Raw genomic sequence first — 16,310 nt, 5'->3', positions numbered from 1 at the left:
CCCGCATTCCGGCGAGAATGAGCGTAAACGCCGCTCGGACGGCCTGAACTGGTGCGGCATTGGTTAATAAAAGAATTATGCCCGCGCATAAGTGAAATGTGAGTAATGGGACGGAAACAAAGTGTTCGGAAATTAGTTCCAACACGGGACTAATACAAGTAATCCACTTTATGAAAGACAGGTACTCGGTTTTCTGTAAAAGCTGTCTGAGGGCGATCTACGCTGACTCTACGTCGAGCCAACGGCAACAAAGCTAATAGCCCCGAAGCGGTATCGGTTACGACCTCCCGCTCACATCGAATCAGAATTTCGCTCGTCCACACAGGGATTCCCGGGCTGATGCCCTGGATCTTGTTCCCTGTGAGGCAGCACCGAACTCCGACTTAACTCCGCTGAGAGTGCACAACGCTTATGACCTCGGCGCCATCGCAGCCTGTCTGCATGGCGTCCAAACTGCGAAAACTCACCGGGAGCTACCATGATTTTCGGCATGAAGCAGCTGCCTCAACGCAGCTTCAAGAATCTGCACTGGCCGGAGTTGTCCTTCATGGTCAGTAAGCGCCTGGCGGCAGAGAACAAGACCAGCTGGCGCAACGGAACTCTGTCTCTCTATCAAGCGGCGAGCCTCCGCCTGGGCCGTATGACCCGGTTCGCGGTAGTGGGAGCGCTCGGGACCGTTGTCAATCTGCTCGTCATGGCACTGCTCGTCCACGATGGATTCGCAATGGGTTACGTTGCCGCCGCAGTCATTGCCGCTGAAATTTCCATGCTTCATAACTTCCTGCTTCAAGAGCGGTTTGTGTTCCGCGACCTGCGGGACGGCACCCACTCGTGGCGGGGCCGCCTGACTCAGCACCTGGTGTTCAACAACGTCGAGGCGCTTATCCGTCTGCCGTTCCTGATCCTCCTTGTCGAAACGATGCACGTCCTGGCGGTACTTGCCCAAGCGGTGACACTGGCCATCGCGTTCATCGCCCGGTTCCTCTTCGCGAGCCGGGTGGTCTATCGTCCCAAGCTGGCGAAGCGGGACGCACGCCACCGTGCGGCCGGCGACCGAGTAGGCGACCGAGTAGAGGAGGTCTCCGCATGAGCGCGCTAATCTTCTTCCTGCTGCTCGGCACTGTCCTGCTCTTCACAGTCTGCGTAGGAACGCTGTGGTGGATGCTCCATGCCTGGCGGACTCCTGAGAACTACGAGTCAACCAACTTCGCCACCGACAGCGTGTCCAGCCAACGCTCCTTCTCGATCATCGTTCCTTGCCGGGACGAACCGTATGAGGTCATGACCGCGACCGTTCAGCGGCTTTTGGACCAGACTCACAGTGACGTCGAGATCGTCATCTCCGTGGGGGACGACGACGTGGACACGGTCGACCGTGCTCGGATGCTCGCCGCCTTGCACCCTCAGAACATCAAGGTTTCGGTCAACAGCGACCCCGTCAAAAACAAGCCCCGTCAGCTCAACTCCGCACTCCAGCTCTGCACCGGGGACATTGTCGGGATCATAGATGCCGAATCCTTGACCGCTCCCGGGCTGCTCGACCACATCGACGGCACATTCCAGCTCACCGGTGCGGACGTCGTTCAGGGAGCGGTTCACCTCATCAACTACCGGAGTCGCTGGTTCACGCTGCGCAACTGCCTGGAATACCGCATCTGGTTCCGATCACGCCTGCACGGCCACGCGGTTTCCGGGTTCATCCCGCTCGGGGGCAACACGGTCTTCGTGTGGCGTCACCTTCTGGAAGAGGTAGGCGGCTGGGATGACAATTGCCTCGCAGAAGACTGCGAAATCGGCGTGCGGCTTTCAGCACTGGGCAAGCACGTCGTGTGTGTTTACGATCCGGCGCTCACAACGCTGGAAGAGGCGCCGACCACGGTGAAGGCGTTTATCAAGCAGCGGACCCGCTGGAGCCTCGGTTTTATGCAGGTGCTGGCCAAGGGAGAGTGGAAAAAGCTCCCCTCGTGGCAGCGTCGCATGAGCGGCTGGTGGACACTGGTCCAGCAATACGCGATGGCACTGGCGGGGGTCCTCCTGCCCATAGCGTTCCTCACTGCCATCGCGTTCTCGCTTCCTACCGGCATCGTGTTGACCACCTACGTACCGCTCATTCCACTGATGCTGACTGTGATCTTCGAGGTCTTGGTGTTGCGGGAGTTCGGGCGCGATATGAACTTCAAGATCGGAGTGCGCGACTATATCCTCCTGGTCGTCTCGACTCCGTTTTACCAAGGCATGCTGCTATACGCCGCCGTTGCCGCCGTGGTTAAGTTCCGCCGCAGGAACTTTATTTGGGACAAGACTCCCCACACCGGTACGCACCTCAATGTCTTCGCCACCAGCATCATCAATCCTCCGGCTGAGGGGGCCAAGGCATGACCGCAATCCAGGACACGACTCCCATCGTCCCCAGGGCGGTGGCACCTCCTTCTAAGACAAAGCAGGCTGATCCGCATCGCTGGAGCTACCGGCTGCTCAGAGCAATACCGCTGATTCTGGTCCTCACACTCGTTGCAGTCCTCTACGGAGTCAATCTTCACGGATACCCGGAGTTCAGCAACGACGATGAGGGCACGTACTTCGCACAGGCCTGGGCAGTAGCCAATCAAGGAGTCATGGCGCACTACACGTACTGGTACGACCATCCGCCGCTCGGATGGATCCAGCTGGCCGTACTTCTTACTCCGCTGCAGTGGTTCTGGAGTGGCGACGGCATCCCAGTTCAAACCGCAGGGCGCGGGGTGATGGCCCTGATCGCGGTCATCTCCGCTGCGCTGATGTACAAAATCGCACGCCACGTGGGGCTGCCCAATTACGTTGCACTCGTGGCTCCGCTGGTATGGGCGCTGTCTCCGATGACGATTAATCTGGGGCGGCAGATTTTCCTGGACAACATCGCCCTTGTCTGGCTGCTCGCCTGCTTCGCACTGGTCACCGGTAAGCCCAAGCTCCAGTACCACATCGCGGCTGGAGCTGCCTTCGGGGTTGCCGTCCTTAGTAAGGAGACCGCGGCGGTGGCTCTGCCCGCGGCCCTGGTAGCCCTGTGGGTATCCTCATGGGCCCGGACTCGTGCCTTCTCGTTCGTTGGGTTCCTGGGAACCGGAGCGTTAGTGATCAGCGGCTGGCTACTGTTCGCAATTATCAAGAACGAACTGGTCCCGGGACCCGGGCACGTCTCGCTCTGGGAAACCATAGTTTGGCAGCTCCACGGCCGAGGCAGCGCGGGTTTTATGTTCACGGACGGCTCGGGTGCGAACAATATATTGAAGGGGTGGCTGGGTCTGGATCCGTACCTTGTCACCGCGGGGATGCTGCTGAGCTTCGTGGGGCTGTTTTTCCGACAGTCGCGCGGAATCGCGCTCGTTCCGGTGGTCTACCTCGTGGTAGCGCTGCGGGGCGGCTACATCCCCGGAATGTACATCATCACCCCGCTGCCGTTCTTCGCGTTGATCATCGTTTACCTCGCCTGGAAGCTCTGGCACACTGCAAGCTTTCGATCTCGAGGGGCGGTCAAGTGGACGGGTCGTGTGGTCGTAGCGGGCCTGGTCGCAGCATCTGTGTTCGCTGTGGCTCCGTCATGGGCCAGCAAATCGTTCCGCGCAGTGACCGAGAACCAGAACGTGCCGTACCAGGAGGCGCTGGCTTATATCGACTCCAATCTTCCTCGGGAAACGACAATTCTTACTGACGACAACGCGTGGAACGAGCTGGTGGACATGGGGTGGAGTTCGGACGGCTGGTCCGGTCCGCTCTGGCATTTCAAGTTGGACCGGGACCCATTGGAGCAAGCGGAACATTTGCCCGGCGGGTGGAAAGACGTTGACTACATTTTCACGGGCCGTGCCATGGAGGTGTTCGTGGGAGGAGAAATCCTAGGGATAGAAAACGCTCCTCAAGCCCATGCTGCTCTCTCGCACAGCGAGTTAGTCAAGGCGTGGGGCCCTGTTGGCCAGCAGATCCGCTTGCTGAAGGTCAATCCGGACATGGACCCGGTCGACCCGGAGTGGATGCGTCTGAACCCGGAAGAGGCACCCACCGCTGCCATCACTCCTTGAACATGCTCCGACACGACAGGCCTGCCGGCAGGATGCGCTTCGGAGTGGCGGTATTCGCCAGGACCGATCGGCAACTGGTCCCCGCAGAGGCATCAGGCTCATTGCACCAGCGTGGCCCAAGCCTCCAGGAACTTCTCAGCCATGTATGCGTGGCCGGCGGAGTTCGGGTGGGCACCGTCAGCGTCGAACCCCGGGCTGTTGGCAACTGTGAACCAGCCGGCCTCGATGGCGTCAACGAAGGGTGCGCCGGCAGCTGCGGCGCCGGCGCGGACGGCGCTGTTCACGCCGCGCAGTTCCTCCGCGAGGGGCTGTGGCGCGGACGGTCCCAGCACCACCACCTGGATGCCCGGCCAGAACCTGCGGGCGGCCTCGATGGTCTGCGCCGTGGCAGCAGTGACTTCTTCAGCATTGGGGACCTGGGAATCGTTCTGTCCGCCCTGCAGAATGAGGACGTTGGGCACGAACGCGGGGTTGGCCGCAATTTCGCGCAAACGGATTTCGTACTCGCCCGCCAGCTGGTCCTGCCCGCCGCCGCCCCAAGCGAACCCGGTTCCACCCACGCCGTCAATGTTGGTGGGGTATCCGAGCTGCCCGGCAACCAGGTACGCCCACCCCTGGTCCGGCTGGTCGGCACCAACACCGGCCGTGTACGAGTCGCCCATAACAAGGAGGACGGGCTCAGCCGGCAGCTCAATCCCCGGTTGCGGCGCGGTTGCAGTAGCCGTGGGTGTAGGAGCCGGAGACGTGGGAGCCACAGAGGCAGTCGGCGCCGGCGCTGCCACCGAAGCACTTGCCGTGACGGGGACAGTCTCGTCCACACCCCGTGGGCCCATCAAAGCGATAGCCGCTACCCCGAATGCGGCCACGGCCAGCACCAAAAGTGCAGCGTACTTGACCCACTCCGGAATGCGCCCGCCGTTTCCCATCACCCGCAAATCATACCGGCGGAAGTGAGCCCGTCCGGGGAGCGGACCGTTTAGGGCTTCGATCGTCGGTGTAAGCAACGCGGGAAGAGCCCTGCTGACAGAGACCCGAAGCGGGGCTCTTCTCCTGCCTACGACGGCGGCGCTGCTTAAAGGGTTAACCAACCGTGACCTTCTGGTCGTTCCTTCGCCGCGCAACAGCCATTACTGTCGACTCCACCATCCGGACAAAACGGAAAAGAGGCGACGATGAGCATCGACATCGAAATTGGTAGCAGCCTCAGCAACGAGGACGCGGCGCATTTTGCGGCCAAGACGGAAGTCATCACCACAGCGATGCAGCGGGTACGGGAAGCGCACGCGGCATACAGCTGGGCGTGGACAGACGAGATCCGCTGCCGGGGATGCAACGCCAGCCTCGACATACCTCTTCTCGCGAGCACGCACGCCAACGCGGACAAGGCCTTTCAAGCACACCAGGCCGCCGAACTGGATGCGTTGTTGGCTGCCCGCGGCATCAGCCCGGCAGACGAATCCTGAAGACTCCCTGATACAGCTGGAGGCGTACGACGGCGGCACGCGCCGCCGTCGTACGCCTCGCCTCAGGAGCGGGCTGGCTGGGATATCGGTCAGGAGTGCGGCCAGCCCTTCCAGTGGCCTCCGCTATGAAGCGGAGGAAGCCGGCGGCGGGGGCTCGTCTGCAGGCACGTCGGAGCGCCAGGGAGCACGCCACTCAGCGGCGTCCCACCCATCCATGATGTAGATCCGCTCGTGCGCAACGCGATCGCCCCTGAATTCCAACAGATTGACAGAGAACATCCAGGGCGCACCGTCATAACTGATCATGTTCTCCACGACCACCAGATCCGCACGATGCGTGACCCGCCGTGTGTGGAATTTGAGCTCCGCTGGATACCGGCGCCGCCATTCGCGGAAGTTCTCCACGCCCTCGAACCGTTCCCCGGACTGAGGGAACTCCAGGACTGCATCATCGTGGTAAATCTCATGGGCGACGTCCTCGTCCTTACCTGAGTACTCCCAGTGACGCCGCAGGGCCTGCATGAGGTCCGCCTCTTCGAGCATCACGCGCCTCCTTAAACCAGGGACTAATGGTAGCGCTGGCCTCATTCTCCTGGACAGGGCTGATCCAAAGCCGACGGCGACGTTCACGCCGCCGGTCTCGAACAGGATGAGTCGTAACGCCGCAGTAACGCCACTGGAAGTAGTTGTGGGACATCGTTCTCCACGAACGTCAGGGCATCTGCCGTAACCCGGACAGAAAGCGAAGGGACAGAACCATGAGGAAGTTTGCGGGGCGCCTCGCGACCTTGGCCGTTGCTGCCACCGCACTGGTGGCCGGCTCCATAGCCGCGCCGGCAGCCGCACATGAATCCGAAACACTGGACTACGTAGCCTTCGGCGATTCCTACACGTCAGGCATTGGCGCGCCGAATGTCAGCGTCTCCCCGCTCTACCCCGTTAGTCCGGCGCCGTGCTATCAGGCATCGCCGGGCTATGTGGACGTGCTGGATGACCGGCCCGACGTGGAACTCGCAGCCAACGCAGCCTGCGCCGGCTGGACCGCCGCGATGGTTCCCCTCCAGGTCGATGTGGCGTCGGCCGCCGGCCGGCTGAATGCTGAAACGGATCTGGTCACCATCACGGCCGGCGGCAACGACGTCGGCTTCCAAGGCATTCTCGAAGCCTGCCTCAAGCCCAGCCTGTTGCACGACTGCAAGCAGGCCGTCAAGGCTGGCGAAGCAGTTGCTAGGACCGCGGTTCTGGCCGCCCTGACCAATGCCTACGCGGCCATTCGCGCCAAGGTCCCCAACGCCACCATCGTCGCGCTGGGATATCCGTACCAGTTCTCCCCGGAATTCGGCGACCAAACCTACATCACGGACGAGGCCGCCAAGGTCTTCAACAAGGGCACGGACACCTTGAACAAGGTCATCAGGAAGGCGGCCAGGCAGGTCTCCGGGACGGTGTACGTCGACGTCACCGACGAGTTCGACGGGCACGGCATCGGCTCGCCGGCACCCTGGATCCACTTGCCCGGAAGTGACGCCGGCTTCCACCCCACTCAAACCGGCTACGCCAAGGGATACTACCGGGCGGTCGTCCGCGAGGCGGGAATCCGGGCTTTGCAGCACTGACGTCTGAAGAGAACGCACGACGGCGATGGGCATTTCTGCCCATCGCCGTTCTGCGCCGCCTCCAGTACGTTCAACGGGTGAATGAAAACTCAGCCCCGCCGATCCCCACAGCACCTGCCAGCTTTGGCGGACCGTACCAGGGAGGACAACAGGGCGGATACCAGCCGGGCCCCTATGGAAACCCTCCTTATGCCACCGCCCCGGGTAAGTCCTACGTGGTTGCCTGGCTCCTCTCCCTCCTGCTGGGCGGCCTGGGTGTGGACCGCTTCTACCTCGGCAAGATCGGTACCGGCGTCGCCAAGCTGCTGACCATGGGCGGCTTCGGCATCTGGTCCATCATCGACCTGATCGTCATCCTGACCGGGAACATGCGGGACAAGAACGGGTTGCCGCTGGAGGGTTACCCGGAAAACAAGAAGACGGCCTGGATCATCACCGGCGCCGTCTGGCTCGTCGGGGTGGTTGTCGGCATCCTGTACACCGTGATGTCCTTTGCCCTGGCCAACAGTGCGGTGGACACACTGCGCAAAACCTCACCCGAGGTCACCCAGGCCTCCGATCCGCAGGTCAGTGAAGCGGCATCAGGGACCTCCGTTACCGCCGGTGATGACACCTCCTTCACCGTTACGGTCTCCGACGGAAACACCGTGAGGGTGGGCGTCATCGACGCCATCTACACCCAGGAAATTCCTGCGATGTCCTACATGAAGCCGGCCAACGGAGGCTTCCTCGCCATCAATGTTTCCTGGGAGACGCTGACCGGAACCAGCCTTGCCAGCTCCTCAAACTTCGAGGCCTACGACGCCGACGGCAACGAGGGCGAAGGGATCTACCTGGAGGAAGGGCTTGAGGGCCTGCCCACCGAGGAAGTGACCGCCGGCGATGCACGCCAGGGTGTAGTGGTGTTCGACGTCAAGAAGGGCCCCACCACCATCGTGGTCACCGACGACGTTGGCGATAAGGCAGCCACTTTCACCCTGACTACCCAGTAATCGAATGAGCAGAAACCCGCGGCCCCCGGTGGAGGCCGCGGGTTTTTAAGTACGACGTCGGCACACGCCGCCGTCGTACATTTCACCTTTTGCAAGGGGCGGGTGCGCCCCCCTATGAAATCGCCTACGCAGGCTTCTTTTCGGCGCCGGGGTTGTAGGCGGCGTAGTTCCGGACTTCCGATCCGGACGATGCTGCTCCGAATGCGGTCACGCGGACGGCCCCCTGCGGCGTCTGCTTCTGCTCAGTTTCGAACAGGTGAGTAACGGCCGCCCCGGGTGCAATGTCCCCCAGGTTCTTTGACCCGAAGCGGCTGTCCAGCGTCACCCTTTTGGACTCGTTAGAGGTGTTCCAGACCTGGACTTCCAGGACCACCTTTCCGGCCACGAATTTCGGGGTAACAACCGTGCTCACCCCGTTGGGAAGAATCTGGGGAAGCACTTCCTGGGGCTCAAGCTCCATGGAGGGACGGCCCGGAACAGTCGCCGTGGCTGTCACTGTCCCGTTCCCTCCAGTGGGAACCGGGATGATCGATTCCGCGTAGCCCTTGGCGTCGCTCAGGACTTTGTAGCTTTGTGAGCCTCCGGCGAAGGACGCCGGACCGTCAACTCTGAACTCGACCTCTGCTCGGGCAACGGCATTGCCGGCGCTGTCCAGCAGCCTGACGCGGTATGGCTTCAGCTCAGACTCCGGAGCAAGCACTGTCTGCGGGAAAATCAGAGCGACCGCCGCCCAGCCGGCGCGAACTTCGAGGGTAACGCCCCTTCGTCCAAACTCCGGGTGGCCGATCAAGGATACAGGGAACTTCCAGTAGCCCGGGGGCACCTTACCGCTGACCATTCCGTCCGGCGTGACAGTCAACTCCACGCCTGGGGGCAATGTTTGCGGATCGAGCTGCCAGATGGCTGTAGCTCCTTCCATTGGTTTGGCCTCGAGCTGTGACTCGAACTTGACGTTTCCGGCCGTTTCGATTTTGTACGGGTCGTCCGTCGGGACTGCAACACGCATGAGACGGTCACGGGTCAGCTTCGCGAAGCGATATAGCTCCGCATCCTGCCGTTCATGGTAGTGGGTATGCACCAGGTATCCGTCCACGAACCTGGTCCCATCACACGCAACTTTTACAGCGGTGTTCACGTTACAGATAATCGTGCTCACGTCGTCACAGACGGTAGTCGTAGCGCCATCGCAAACCACAGAACCAGCACCGTCGGATGCCAAAGTGGTGACAGTGTCGCAGACCATATCATTTTGGTCGCACAAAGAGTACGTTCGGTCAGCCAGGTGCCCGGGAACCACGGGCTTCCACAGAGGCCAAGAAATGCCGTACTTATGTTCCGCGGTTCCCCAAATTTCTCCTCCAATCGACGGGCTGTTTGCGGCATTCGCAAGAAGGAAGACACCAGCCACCTTTTCCGCAGGAAACAACTCCGGAGATTCCCATATTGCGCGCGAAACGACTATCCCGCCTTGGGAGTAGCCAGCGAGAACATATTTCTCATCGGCGCAGTTTTTTTCTGCACGTTTCGCCAGGAAACGCTTGAGCTCGACCACTCCTGAATCGATGCTGCTCAAATAATCCAGGGGGTCAACTGTCACGTTGAAGCTCACCACCGGGACGGGAGCTGCAGGATAATCCACGCGGATAGCTCCGTAGGTGCGGTCATCGCCTAGCTGCTCGTCCAGTTTGTTCCTAACAGATGTGATGCCCGGACCCATGAGGCCTTCACCGGAACCTGCTGCACCTATGAAGAGTACGTCCACACACTGCACGGAATCGGTTGTGCTTCCGCCGATAGCGGAGCCGTTGTTGGTCTCCGCGATCTGCAGCGGAGGAGTGAGCGGCATCTGGAGGATCCGGTGTTTGGGAGTCAACGTGCCATTGCCCAGTTTGGTGACCACTGAATAGTACTTCCCCAGCTGGCTGCTGCCTCCCTGCAGCTCCCGGACCACGGGCATGATCGGGAGGTGCCCTTCAGTCACCAAATTCCACTGACCGGAGTCCAAGTCATTCCTCGAGTACAGAAAGTATTGCTCGGCGTCAGTTGTTCCTTGCCAACCTATGGTCAATTCGTTAGCAGGCCACAGACCGCCCCAGACTCCCTTGACGTTTTTATCGTCTGTGCGTGAGGAGTGCGTCGTCACCGGGGCGTAGTCAACGTCCACGGTTCCGCCGGTCGAGACAACAAAGCTTTGGCGAAGATCTTCATCGTCAACCCCGATTTCGCCCGAGCCGCGTGAGTACACGATGAAGTCCTTTTCGAGCACATCACCGGGGAGGAGCGCGGCGGCAGACATCTTGTAGTCAACGTCGGGTGCCAGCAGGTAATTCGTGCCTGCAAAAACCTCGAACGTCGGGTTGTAGACAGGTATCCCGGAGCCGTCCGGCGTCTGGTTCCGCAGCTTCACGGTGACGCGGAACGGGTGAAGTTCTTCCGCGGAAGGATCGGCGACCACTTCCATCTGCAGTGCCGAACCGCCCCAAACCTTCAGGGGTTTCTCCGTGCTGGCCTCCAGGCGGACCGGCGCACCCACAGGTTCCAGGACACCGGTGTAGGTAGCGGCGATGTTGTATTCGCCCTCCGCGTCGCCCCTGAGCGTCCAGTAAATGGTGGTGCTTCCGCCGCCCGGAATGTCTGCTGCCGGCACGAGGGCCGTCTGCAGAGCCGCTGTGGGGGCAAGGCTGATCCCCGCGGGAAGGGCAATCTCCGCCTGCCCCTTGGTGAAGGTAAAGGCCGCATCCGAAAGGTTCTGGACAACGAGGCGGGCCTCAAAGAACTCCTTGAGGTAGCTCCCCCGTGTTGGAACAATAAGCCACTGCACAATGCGCTGGCCGCCAACCGTGGTGGTACTCGGGGCGAAGTCGTAGTTTCCGATGGTGAGGCTGGTGGTGGTGATTCCCACCCAGTGGACCGGAGCGAAGGGGTCCGTCCGGACACCGATGGTGTCATCGAGGTTCCAGATCACCTGGAGCGGCGGAACCTCAGCGGCCTCTTCACCATTGACAGCGAGATGGATCTCGGATTCGAACACCTGCTGGTTTTCAGGCGCCGCCGGGTCGATCCCGAGTTCGGTAATTTCACCGATGGTCAGTGTCCGCGTATCGAGGACCGCGGAACCCACGTCCCCAGAGGTCAGTACCGCCTCCGCACTGCCTGTTCCCGCGCTCACCACTCCCTGCACCACCAGGGGCAGGTGTCCGCCGGCTGACACGAAGACGCTGTGCCCGCCGTCGGGCAGTCCTCGAAGGACAGCAACTCCGTCGGCGCCAGAAGTGGCGGTGACCCGCCGGCCGTCGGAAAGGTTGGTGGTCACGACGGCACCCGACAGGAGACCGGCCCCTGACTTCACCGTGACAGCCAGCCCCGGCAGGACACTCGCCTGTTCCACCCTGACGGTGGTCGAGGACGTCGCAGTCTCACTGCCATTGCGGACAGTCAGCGAGACAGCGTACTCGCCAGCCGCCGAGTAGACGTGCTGGGCGCGCAGTCCGCTGCCTGTGGTTCCGTCACCGAAGTCCCACGTGGCTTCCTGAATCAGGGCCAGAGGCTTGGACCCGCCGGCGTCAAACAGCACTGCCTGACCGGTTTCGGCCTGTTGAGGCTCTCCCGCGTCCGCCAGCAAAGACTCCGGCAGGACGACGCTGATCCTTGCCGTCGTGGATGTCGACCCCGCGCTGTCCCGTACCGTGGCATGCACCAGGTAGGAGCCGGCTTGGGTGTACGCGTGAGTGATCGTTTGGCTGCTTGGATACCTGCCCTCCGCGCCTGCGCCGTCACCAAAATCGATGGCGTAGGACAGTGCGTCACCGTCCGCGTCGGTCGCGTTGAGCACGTATGTCACCGGCGTACCGATCTCGACGGCGGCGGCTGAAGTGGTCAGCTCAAGCTGCGGCGCCGTGTTGGGATCCTTGATGGTGAGCTCGTAGGCGAACGTAGCAACACCGTCTGCTGAGGCAACAATCGACAGCGCGCCGGCCGTTGCCCCCGCAGTCACCAAGGGCGAGTAGATCCAGCCGTCCGCGTTCGTCTTCCCCGTGTAGGTTGCAGCACCATCGGCGAAGCTTGACCCTCTCGAGCCGGTGACGGTAAAGGTGACACTGACCTGCTCAGCCGGGTTGTCCTCGGCGTCCAGGGCACGGACGCCCAGCGGTACCGGGAAAACGGCTCCTGCCGTTACTGATTGTCCGTTGCCCGTGGCTTCGGACAGAACCGCGGGCGTGGCCAGTGGCTCTGCGGTCAGCGTAAAGGCCTGCGGTTCCAGGGTTCCCGAGACTGCAGTGATGGTGGCTTCGCCTGTTTCGGGTCCAGCGGTGATCGGGCCGGAGCTGGCCCGTCCCTGGCTGTCGGTGATGGCGTAGGTCCTGAAGGTCCCCGCGAAGTTCGCCCGGCTGGGCGCCTCCGTGGTGAAACGGACACGCTGGTTCGCTACCGGATTCCCGGAGTCGTCCTTCACCACCACCTGTACCGGCTCAAACGTCTTGCCGACCTTTGCAACCTGGCCGTCCCCGGCCAGTTTCTCCAGGATCCGCGCGGAACTGAGTACGCCAAGGTCAAAGACCGCCGGCGCTATTCCTTCAGCGGTTGCCGTCACCGTGAAGCTTCCGCCCTGGCTGCCCGCGAAGAGTGCTGGTGCAACCACCCATCCTGCCGCATCCGAGGTCACGACCGTTGAAGCGGCGCGGGTCCCGTTGTCGAGGACGAAGTAGGCGTCTGTTGCCCCCTCGATGGCCCACGTGACCGGGACGTTGGGAATGCCGACAGCGGCGTCGGAATTGGCGACCCTGGCTGACAGCCGTGCGGGGAAGCCGGTGTTGGGCTGGACGCCCTGGCTCCCCCCGCCGGCATTGTCCAGCACGTTCGCCACCGGATATGCCAGAGCCTCAAGGTTGAAGGGCCTGTAGGTCTGCGCGCCGTGCTCCACGGACACAGTGAAAGGTCCGGTGGTGCTTCCAAGATAGACACCGGAGTAGTAGGAGTACCCCGGCATCGCTTCACCCTTGGCGTCGGTTGTTGCCGCTACGGAGGTGGACCAGGTGTAAGCGAAGCGGTGTTCCAGTTCCGGCGGCAGTGTGAAGGTGATCGACTGGTTTGGAACGGCGTAGCCGTCTGAGTCCCTGGCCACCACGCGCAGCCCGGAGGTGTAGTTGTTCGGGTAGAGCTTTTGGCCGTCACCGGCTACGGCGGTCACGGAAGCGATGGGACCGACGACGCGCAGGCCGTCCCAGCGCAGCTCATTCGATTCGCCGCTCCTGGCCGTGACAGAGAATGTTCCCCTAACCTCACCGGCAGCAATGGTCGGAGTCGGAAGGCTGCCCCACCGGTCTGCTGTGAGGACTACCTGTTGTTCCAGGCTGACAGTTCCTGTTGCCGGATCGGTGACCTTGAAACGGGCGTCCGTGTCTCCCTCGATGGCATAGGTTACCTGGGCGTAACCCGCAGCATTGCCGCTGCTATCCCGGGCATAAACATAGGGGAAGCCATAAAGGTCGTCACCGGTCTTGACGTGGGGACTGGACGGGTCATATGCATGCAGGACAGCAGCCGCGGGGAACGGCTTCACCGTGAACGTGAAGGGATCGCCCTGTATTCCGGCCGCCGCGACGTCGACGATGACCTGGCCGGGGGCTTCAGCGCCGGCGTCGGCGCACAAGGCCACGGACGAGTACGCGTTCCCGAACGCGTCGCTTCTTACGGTCATAGTCTTGTTGCCGTTTGCCTGGCCGCCGCAGTACCCCCACCAGTACCCGGAGAACGAAGCGCCGCCTTCCCGGACGGTGAACGTGACTTCCTCGTTGCTGACGGGGTTTCCGGCTTCGTCCTGGATACGGACACTGAGATAACCAAAGCTGTCCTCGGGAAGCACTTGAAGGCCATCCTGGGACGTCTTGGTGATGCTGCTGGCCCCAGCACTGACTGACAGGTTGACCTGCAGATGGGGCACGCCTGGCGCCGATACCTTCAGGTTGATACTTCCGGGTGTTTCACCGGCCATGATGGTGGGGGCCTGCGCGTAACCGTAGCGCGACGCAGTGACAGTCACAGGCCCGTCCACCCGCTGGCCCTGTCCGTCCAGAAAATAACTGCCGGTGCTTCCGCCAAGTTCAAAGGTCACGTCGGTGTAGCCTGCGTAGGGCCAGGTCTGGCTGTCGGCAAGGATGTCTACTGCTCCAAACATTTCGCCCGGCTTCGCTGAGAGGCCTTCACCGCCAACCACCAACAGCTGCTTGACGGCCGGATAGGTGACAACGGTGTACGACGCGTCAGCCCGCTGCCCGCCGGCGAGGGTGGCGCTGAGGGCGGCCGGGCCATAGGCGGACTTCCCGGCGCCCGTGTAAAGTGCATCCCCCGCGTAGGCGATGCCATTGGAGTCGGTGATGCCGCTACGGCTCTTCCCGCTTCCGTCGGTGCTGTGTCCAATGCTGACGGCTCCGCTCTCCACGGTGAAGGTGACCGTCTGGTTGCCCACGGGCCGTCCGTCGCTGTCGGTGACAACTGCATAGGGCCATCCCAGGCTGGAATCGGGGTACGCCGTGGTGCCCGTTTCCGGATAGAGGCGTACGGATGCAGGCTGCCCCACAACGTCCAGGTCGAAAGCCAGCTGGCCGGCGAAGTCAGGGGTGGTTGCCTTGACGGTAAAGCTGCCCAGGGAATTCCCGCTCCAGAGCTGAGGTGTACTGGCCCGGCCGTAGCGGTCTGCCTCAACGGTCAGCGCCGTCGTCCGGCTACCGTCGGCGAGCGCGAAGTAGGCGCCGCCCCCGTTAATGATCTCGAACGTCACCGGAGCGTAGCCGGCCAAACGGCCCTGCTCGTCCCGGGCGTAGACGCCGAGCGGCGTGGCGAACGCGTCCCCGGCCGCCGTCGTCTGGCCGCTGCCGTACTCCTGCGTCAGGTTCCAAGCCCTTGGCTGCGGGGTGACCTTGAGGTGGAAATCGGTGCTCATGCCACCGCTTGAGGTACCGACGGTCAGCGACGTACCGGAAGCAGCATGGCCGCCGTTCGCACGGAGCGTGTTCCGGGGCACCGTGACGGTGCCATCCCATTGGCTGGAGGTGTCAAAGGTCTTTTGGGCTTCACCTGTGTTCATGAAGCTGGCTTCGCCGGTGATCTGGAAAGTGGTTTTTCTGTAGGCCAAAGCCTGGCCGTCGCGGTCCCGAAGAACTGCTTGGAGGGGCTGGTAGTAGTCTTCCCCGGCCACTTCCTGGTTGTCACCGGAGAGGATGTCTATGTTGTGGACGGGTGCCAGGGGAATGGAAAACGGAACGGGTTCAGCGCCGGCGAGCCTGGCTTCGACCTCTGCGGCCACCGCGTACCCCTCGGAGCCGACGCCCGACCGGAGCACCTGGTAGTAGTTGCGGCCCTCACTTGTTGAGGCAACACCCTCCTGGTTGGTGGTGATGGTGGTGGTGGGATATGACCAGGCGAAGTTGGCAGTGCCGTCCTTGGCCGCAAACTCAATCTGGGTATCAGGAACCGGGTGGCCGTCGCCGTCAACGGCGCGGACGGACAGCGGCTTGATCACTTCGTAGGGGCTGCGGAGCTGCTGGTCGCGGCCTCCCACATATTCCAGCCTTTCGGCCACTGTGGAATGGATCTGGTCGAATGTGAAGGATGCAGACGAACCAGTCACGGTTGCCTGGACCGTGATGCTGCCCGTGTAATTTGAACCGGCAACGAGTCCGCTCATTGCCTCGCTGTAACGGCTGCTGGCGGATGCGACGCCTTCCGCGTTGGTGGGCATCTCAAGGACGGTGGTGCTGGTCCGATCAAAAAAAGCGTCGCCCGCGGTGACTTGGAACTTGACGACCGCGTCCGCCACCGGAGAACCCGTTTCATCAGCCAGCCGCACGGACAGTATTTTCGGGCTGTAATTGCCCGGCCGCATGCGCTGGTCAGTTTCACTCTGGTTTTGCGGATCCATGGTCCAGGCTGGCAGGGATTCGCTGGGAGCTGTCAGTTCCGGCGCGGAGGGGCCTGAGGGGGCGCTTGTGGACCCTGAGGGCGAGGGAAGGGGTTCCACGGCACCTGCGGGGATCATCGAGGCCGGGAGCAGGACCATGTATCCCGCCAGGAGTGATGAGGTGATCCCTACGGAGATGACGCGCCTCAGGCGCGCTATCCCGGACACGTTCGAAGCAGGACCTTGTTTCATATTGTTCCCCCAAATGCGGCAAAAGCGCTATCGAA

The 16,310-nt window shown here is 62.1% G+C and carries 9 protein-coding genes; 6 read left to right on the top strand and 3 right to left on the bottom strand.

The annotated features are described in order from the left end of the window. The first annotated feature begins 478 nt into the window (after window positions 1-478). The 3 genes from B5520_RS07465 to B5520_RS07455 are packed head-to-tail and all read left to right on the top strand — an operon-like array spanning window position 479 to window position 4,055. Window positions 479-1,090 (top strand): GtrA family protein, encoded by a 612-nt coding sequence (locus tag B5520_RS07465; RefSeq protein WP_079596457.1) that lies wholly within the window; start codon window positions 479-481, stop codon window positions 1,088-1,090. After that, window positions 1,087-2,379, top strand: a complete 1,293-nt coding sequence (locus tag B5520_RS07460; protein WP_079596456.1) for a glycosyltransferase — start codon at window positions 1,087-1,089, stop codon at window positions 2,377-2,379. Before B5520_RS07465 ends, B5520_RS07460 begins: the two co-directional genes overlap by 4 nt. Next, the gene (locus B5520_RS07455; RefSeq protein ID WP_079596455.1) at window positions 2,376-4,055 is read left to right on the top strand and encodes an ArnT family glycosyltransferase; all 1,680 of its coding nucleotides are present in this window, start codon (window positions 2,376-2,378) and stop codon (window positions 4,053-4,055) included. The genes B5520_RS07460 and B5520_RS07455 overlap by 4 nt, the downstream gene beginning before the upstream one ends. A 98-nt stretch (window positions 4,056-4,153) precedes the next feature. On the opposite strand, the gene B5520_RS07450 is transcribed toward B5520_RS07455, so the two are convergent. Then, window positions 4,154-4,981, bottom strand: coding sequence for an SGNH/GDSL hydrolase family protein (locus B5520_RS07450; RefSeq protein WP_079596454.1), 828 nt, complete (start codon window positions 4,979-4,981; stop codon window positions 4,154-4,156). A 246-nt stretch (window positions 4,982-5,227) separates the two neighbouring features. On the opposite strand from B5520_RS07450, the gene B5520_RS07445 reads away from it, so the two are divergent. Beyond that, entirely contained in the window at window positions 5,228-5,518 is a 291-nt protein-coding gene (locus tag B5520_RS07445; RefSeq protein ID WP_079596453.1) for a hypothetical protein, read from the top strand. Window positions 5,519-5,641: 123 nt separating this feature from the next. Here B5520_RS07445 and B5520_RS07440 read toward each other — a convergent pair whose 3' ends face one another. Continuing rightward, on the bottom strand, window positions 5,642-6,061 hold the full coding sequence (locus B5520_RS07440) for a nuclear transport factor 2 family protein (RefSeq protein ID WP_079596452.1): 420 nt from the start codon (window positions 6,059-6,061) through the stop codon (window positions 5,642-5,644). Window positions 6,062-6,276: 215 nt separating this feature from the next. On the opposite strand from B5520_RS07440, the gene B5520_RS07435 reads away from it, so the two are divergent. After that, complete coding sequence (locus tag B5520_RS07435) at window positions 6,277-7,134, top strand: SGNH/GDSL hydrolase family protein (protein WP_079596451.1); 858 nt, start codon at window positions 6,277-6,279, stop codon at window positions 7,132-7,134. A gap of 77 nt (window positions 7,135-7,211) precedes the next feature. Then, window positions 7,212-8,126, top strand: a complete 915-nt coding sequence (locus B5520_RS07430) for a TM2 domain-containing protein (RefSeq protein WP_254865511.1) — start codon at window positions 7,212-7,214, stop codon at window positions 8,124-8,126. Between the two features lie 124 nt (window positions 8,127-8,250). On the opposite strand, the gene B5520_RS07425 is transcribed toward B5520_RS07430, so the two are convergent. Continuing rightward, on the bottom strand, window positions 8,251-16,275 hold the full coding sequence (locus tag B5520_RS07425) for a PKD domain-containing protein (RefSeq protein ID WP_079596449.1): 8,025 nt from the start codon (window positions 16,273-16,275) through the stop codon (window positions 8,251-8,253). Between the last annotated feature and the right edge of the window lie 35 nt (window positions 16,276-16,310).

The sequence above is a fragment of the Arthrobacter sp. P2b genome, from assembly GCF_900168295.1.
In the GTDB taxonomy this organism is placed as follows: domain Bacteria; phylum Actinomycetota; class Actinomycetes; order Actinomycetales; family Micrococcaceae; genus Arthrobacter.
Note: the sequence above shows the minus strand (reverse complement) of the source record. Positions and strands in the feature narration are given on the sequence as shown.

Excerpts from the sequence above, each read along its gene's own strand:
- B5520_RS07435 (WP_079596451.1), top strand. The coding sequence starts at position 6,277 with ATGAGGAAGTTTGCGGGGCGCCTCGCGACCTTGGCCGTTGCTGCCACC.
- B5520_RS07440 (WP_079596452.1), bottom strand. The coding sequence starts at position 6,061 with ATGCTCGAAGAGGCGGACCTCATGCAGGCCCTGCGGCGTCACTGGGAG.
- B5520_RS07445 (WP_079596453.1), top strand. The coding sequence starts at position 5,228 with ATGAGCATCGACATCGAAATTGGTAGCAGCCTCAGCAACGAGGACGCG.
- B5520_RS07450 (WP_079596454.1), bottom strand. The coding sequence starts at position 4,981 with ATGGGAAACGGCGGGCGCATTCCGGAGTGGGTCAAGTACGCTGCACTT.
- B5520_RS07460 (WP_079596456.1), top strand. The coding sequence starts at position 1,087 with ATGAGCGCGCTAATCTTCTTCCTGCTGCTCGGCACTGTCCTGCTCTTC.
- B5520_RS07465 (WP_079596457.1), top strand. The coding sequence starts at position 479 with ATGATTTTCGGCATGAAGCAGCTGCCTCAACGCAGCTTCAAGAATCTG.
- B5520_RS07425 (WP_079596449.1), bottom strand. The coding sequence starts at position 16,275 with ATGAAACAAGGTCCTGCTTCGAACGTGTCCGGGATAGCGCGCCTGAGG.
- B5520_RS07455 (WP_079596455.1), top strand. The coding sequence starts at position 2,376 with ATGACCGCAATCCAGGACACGACTCCCATCGTCCCCAGGGCGGTGGCA.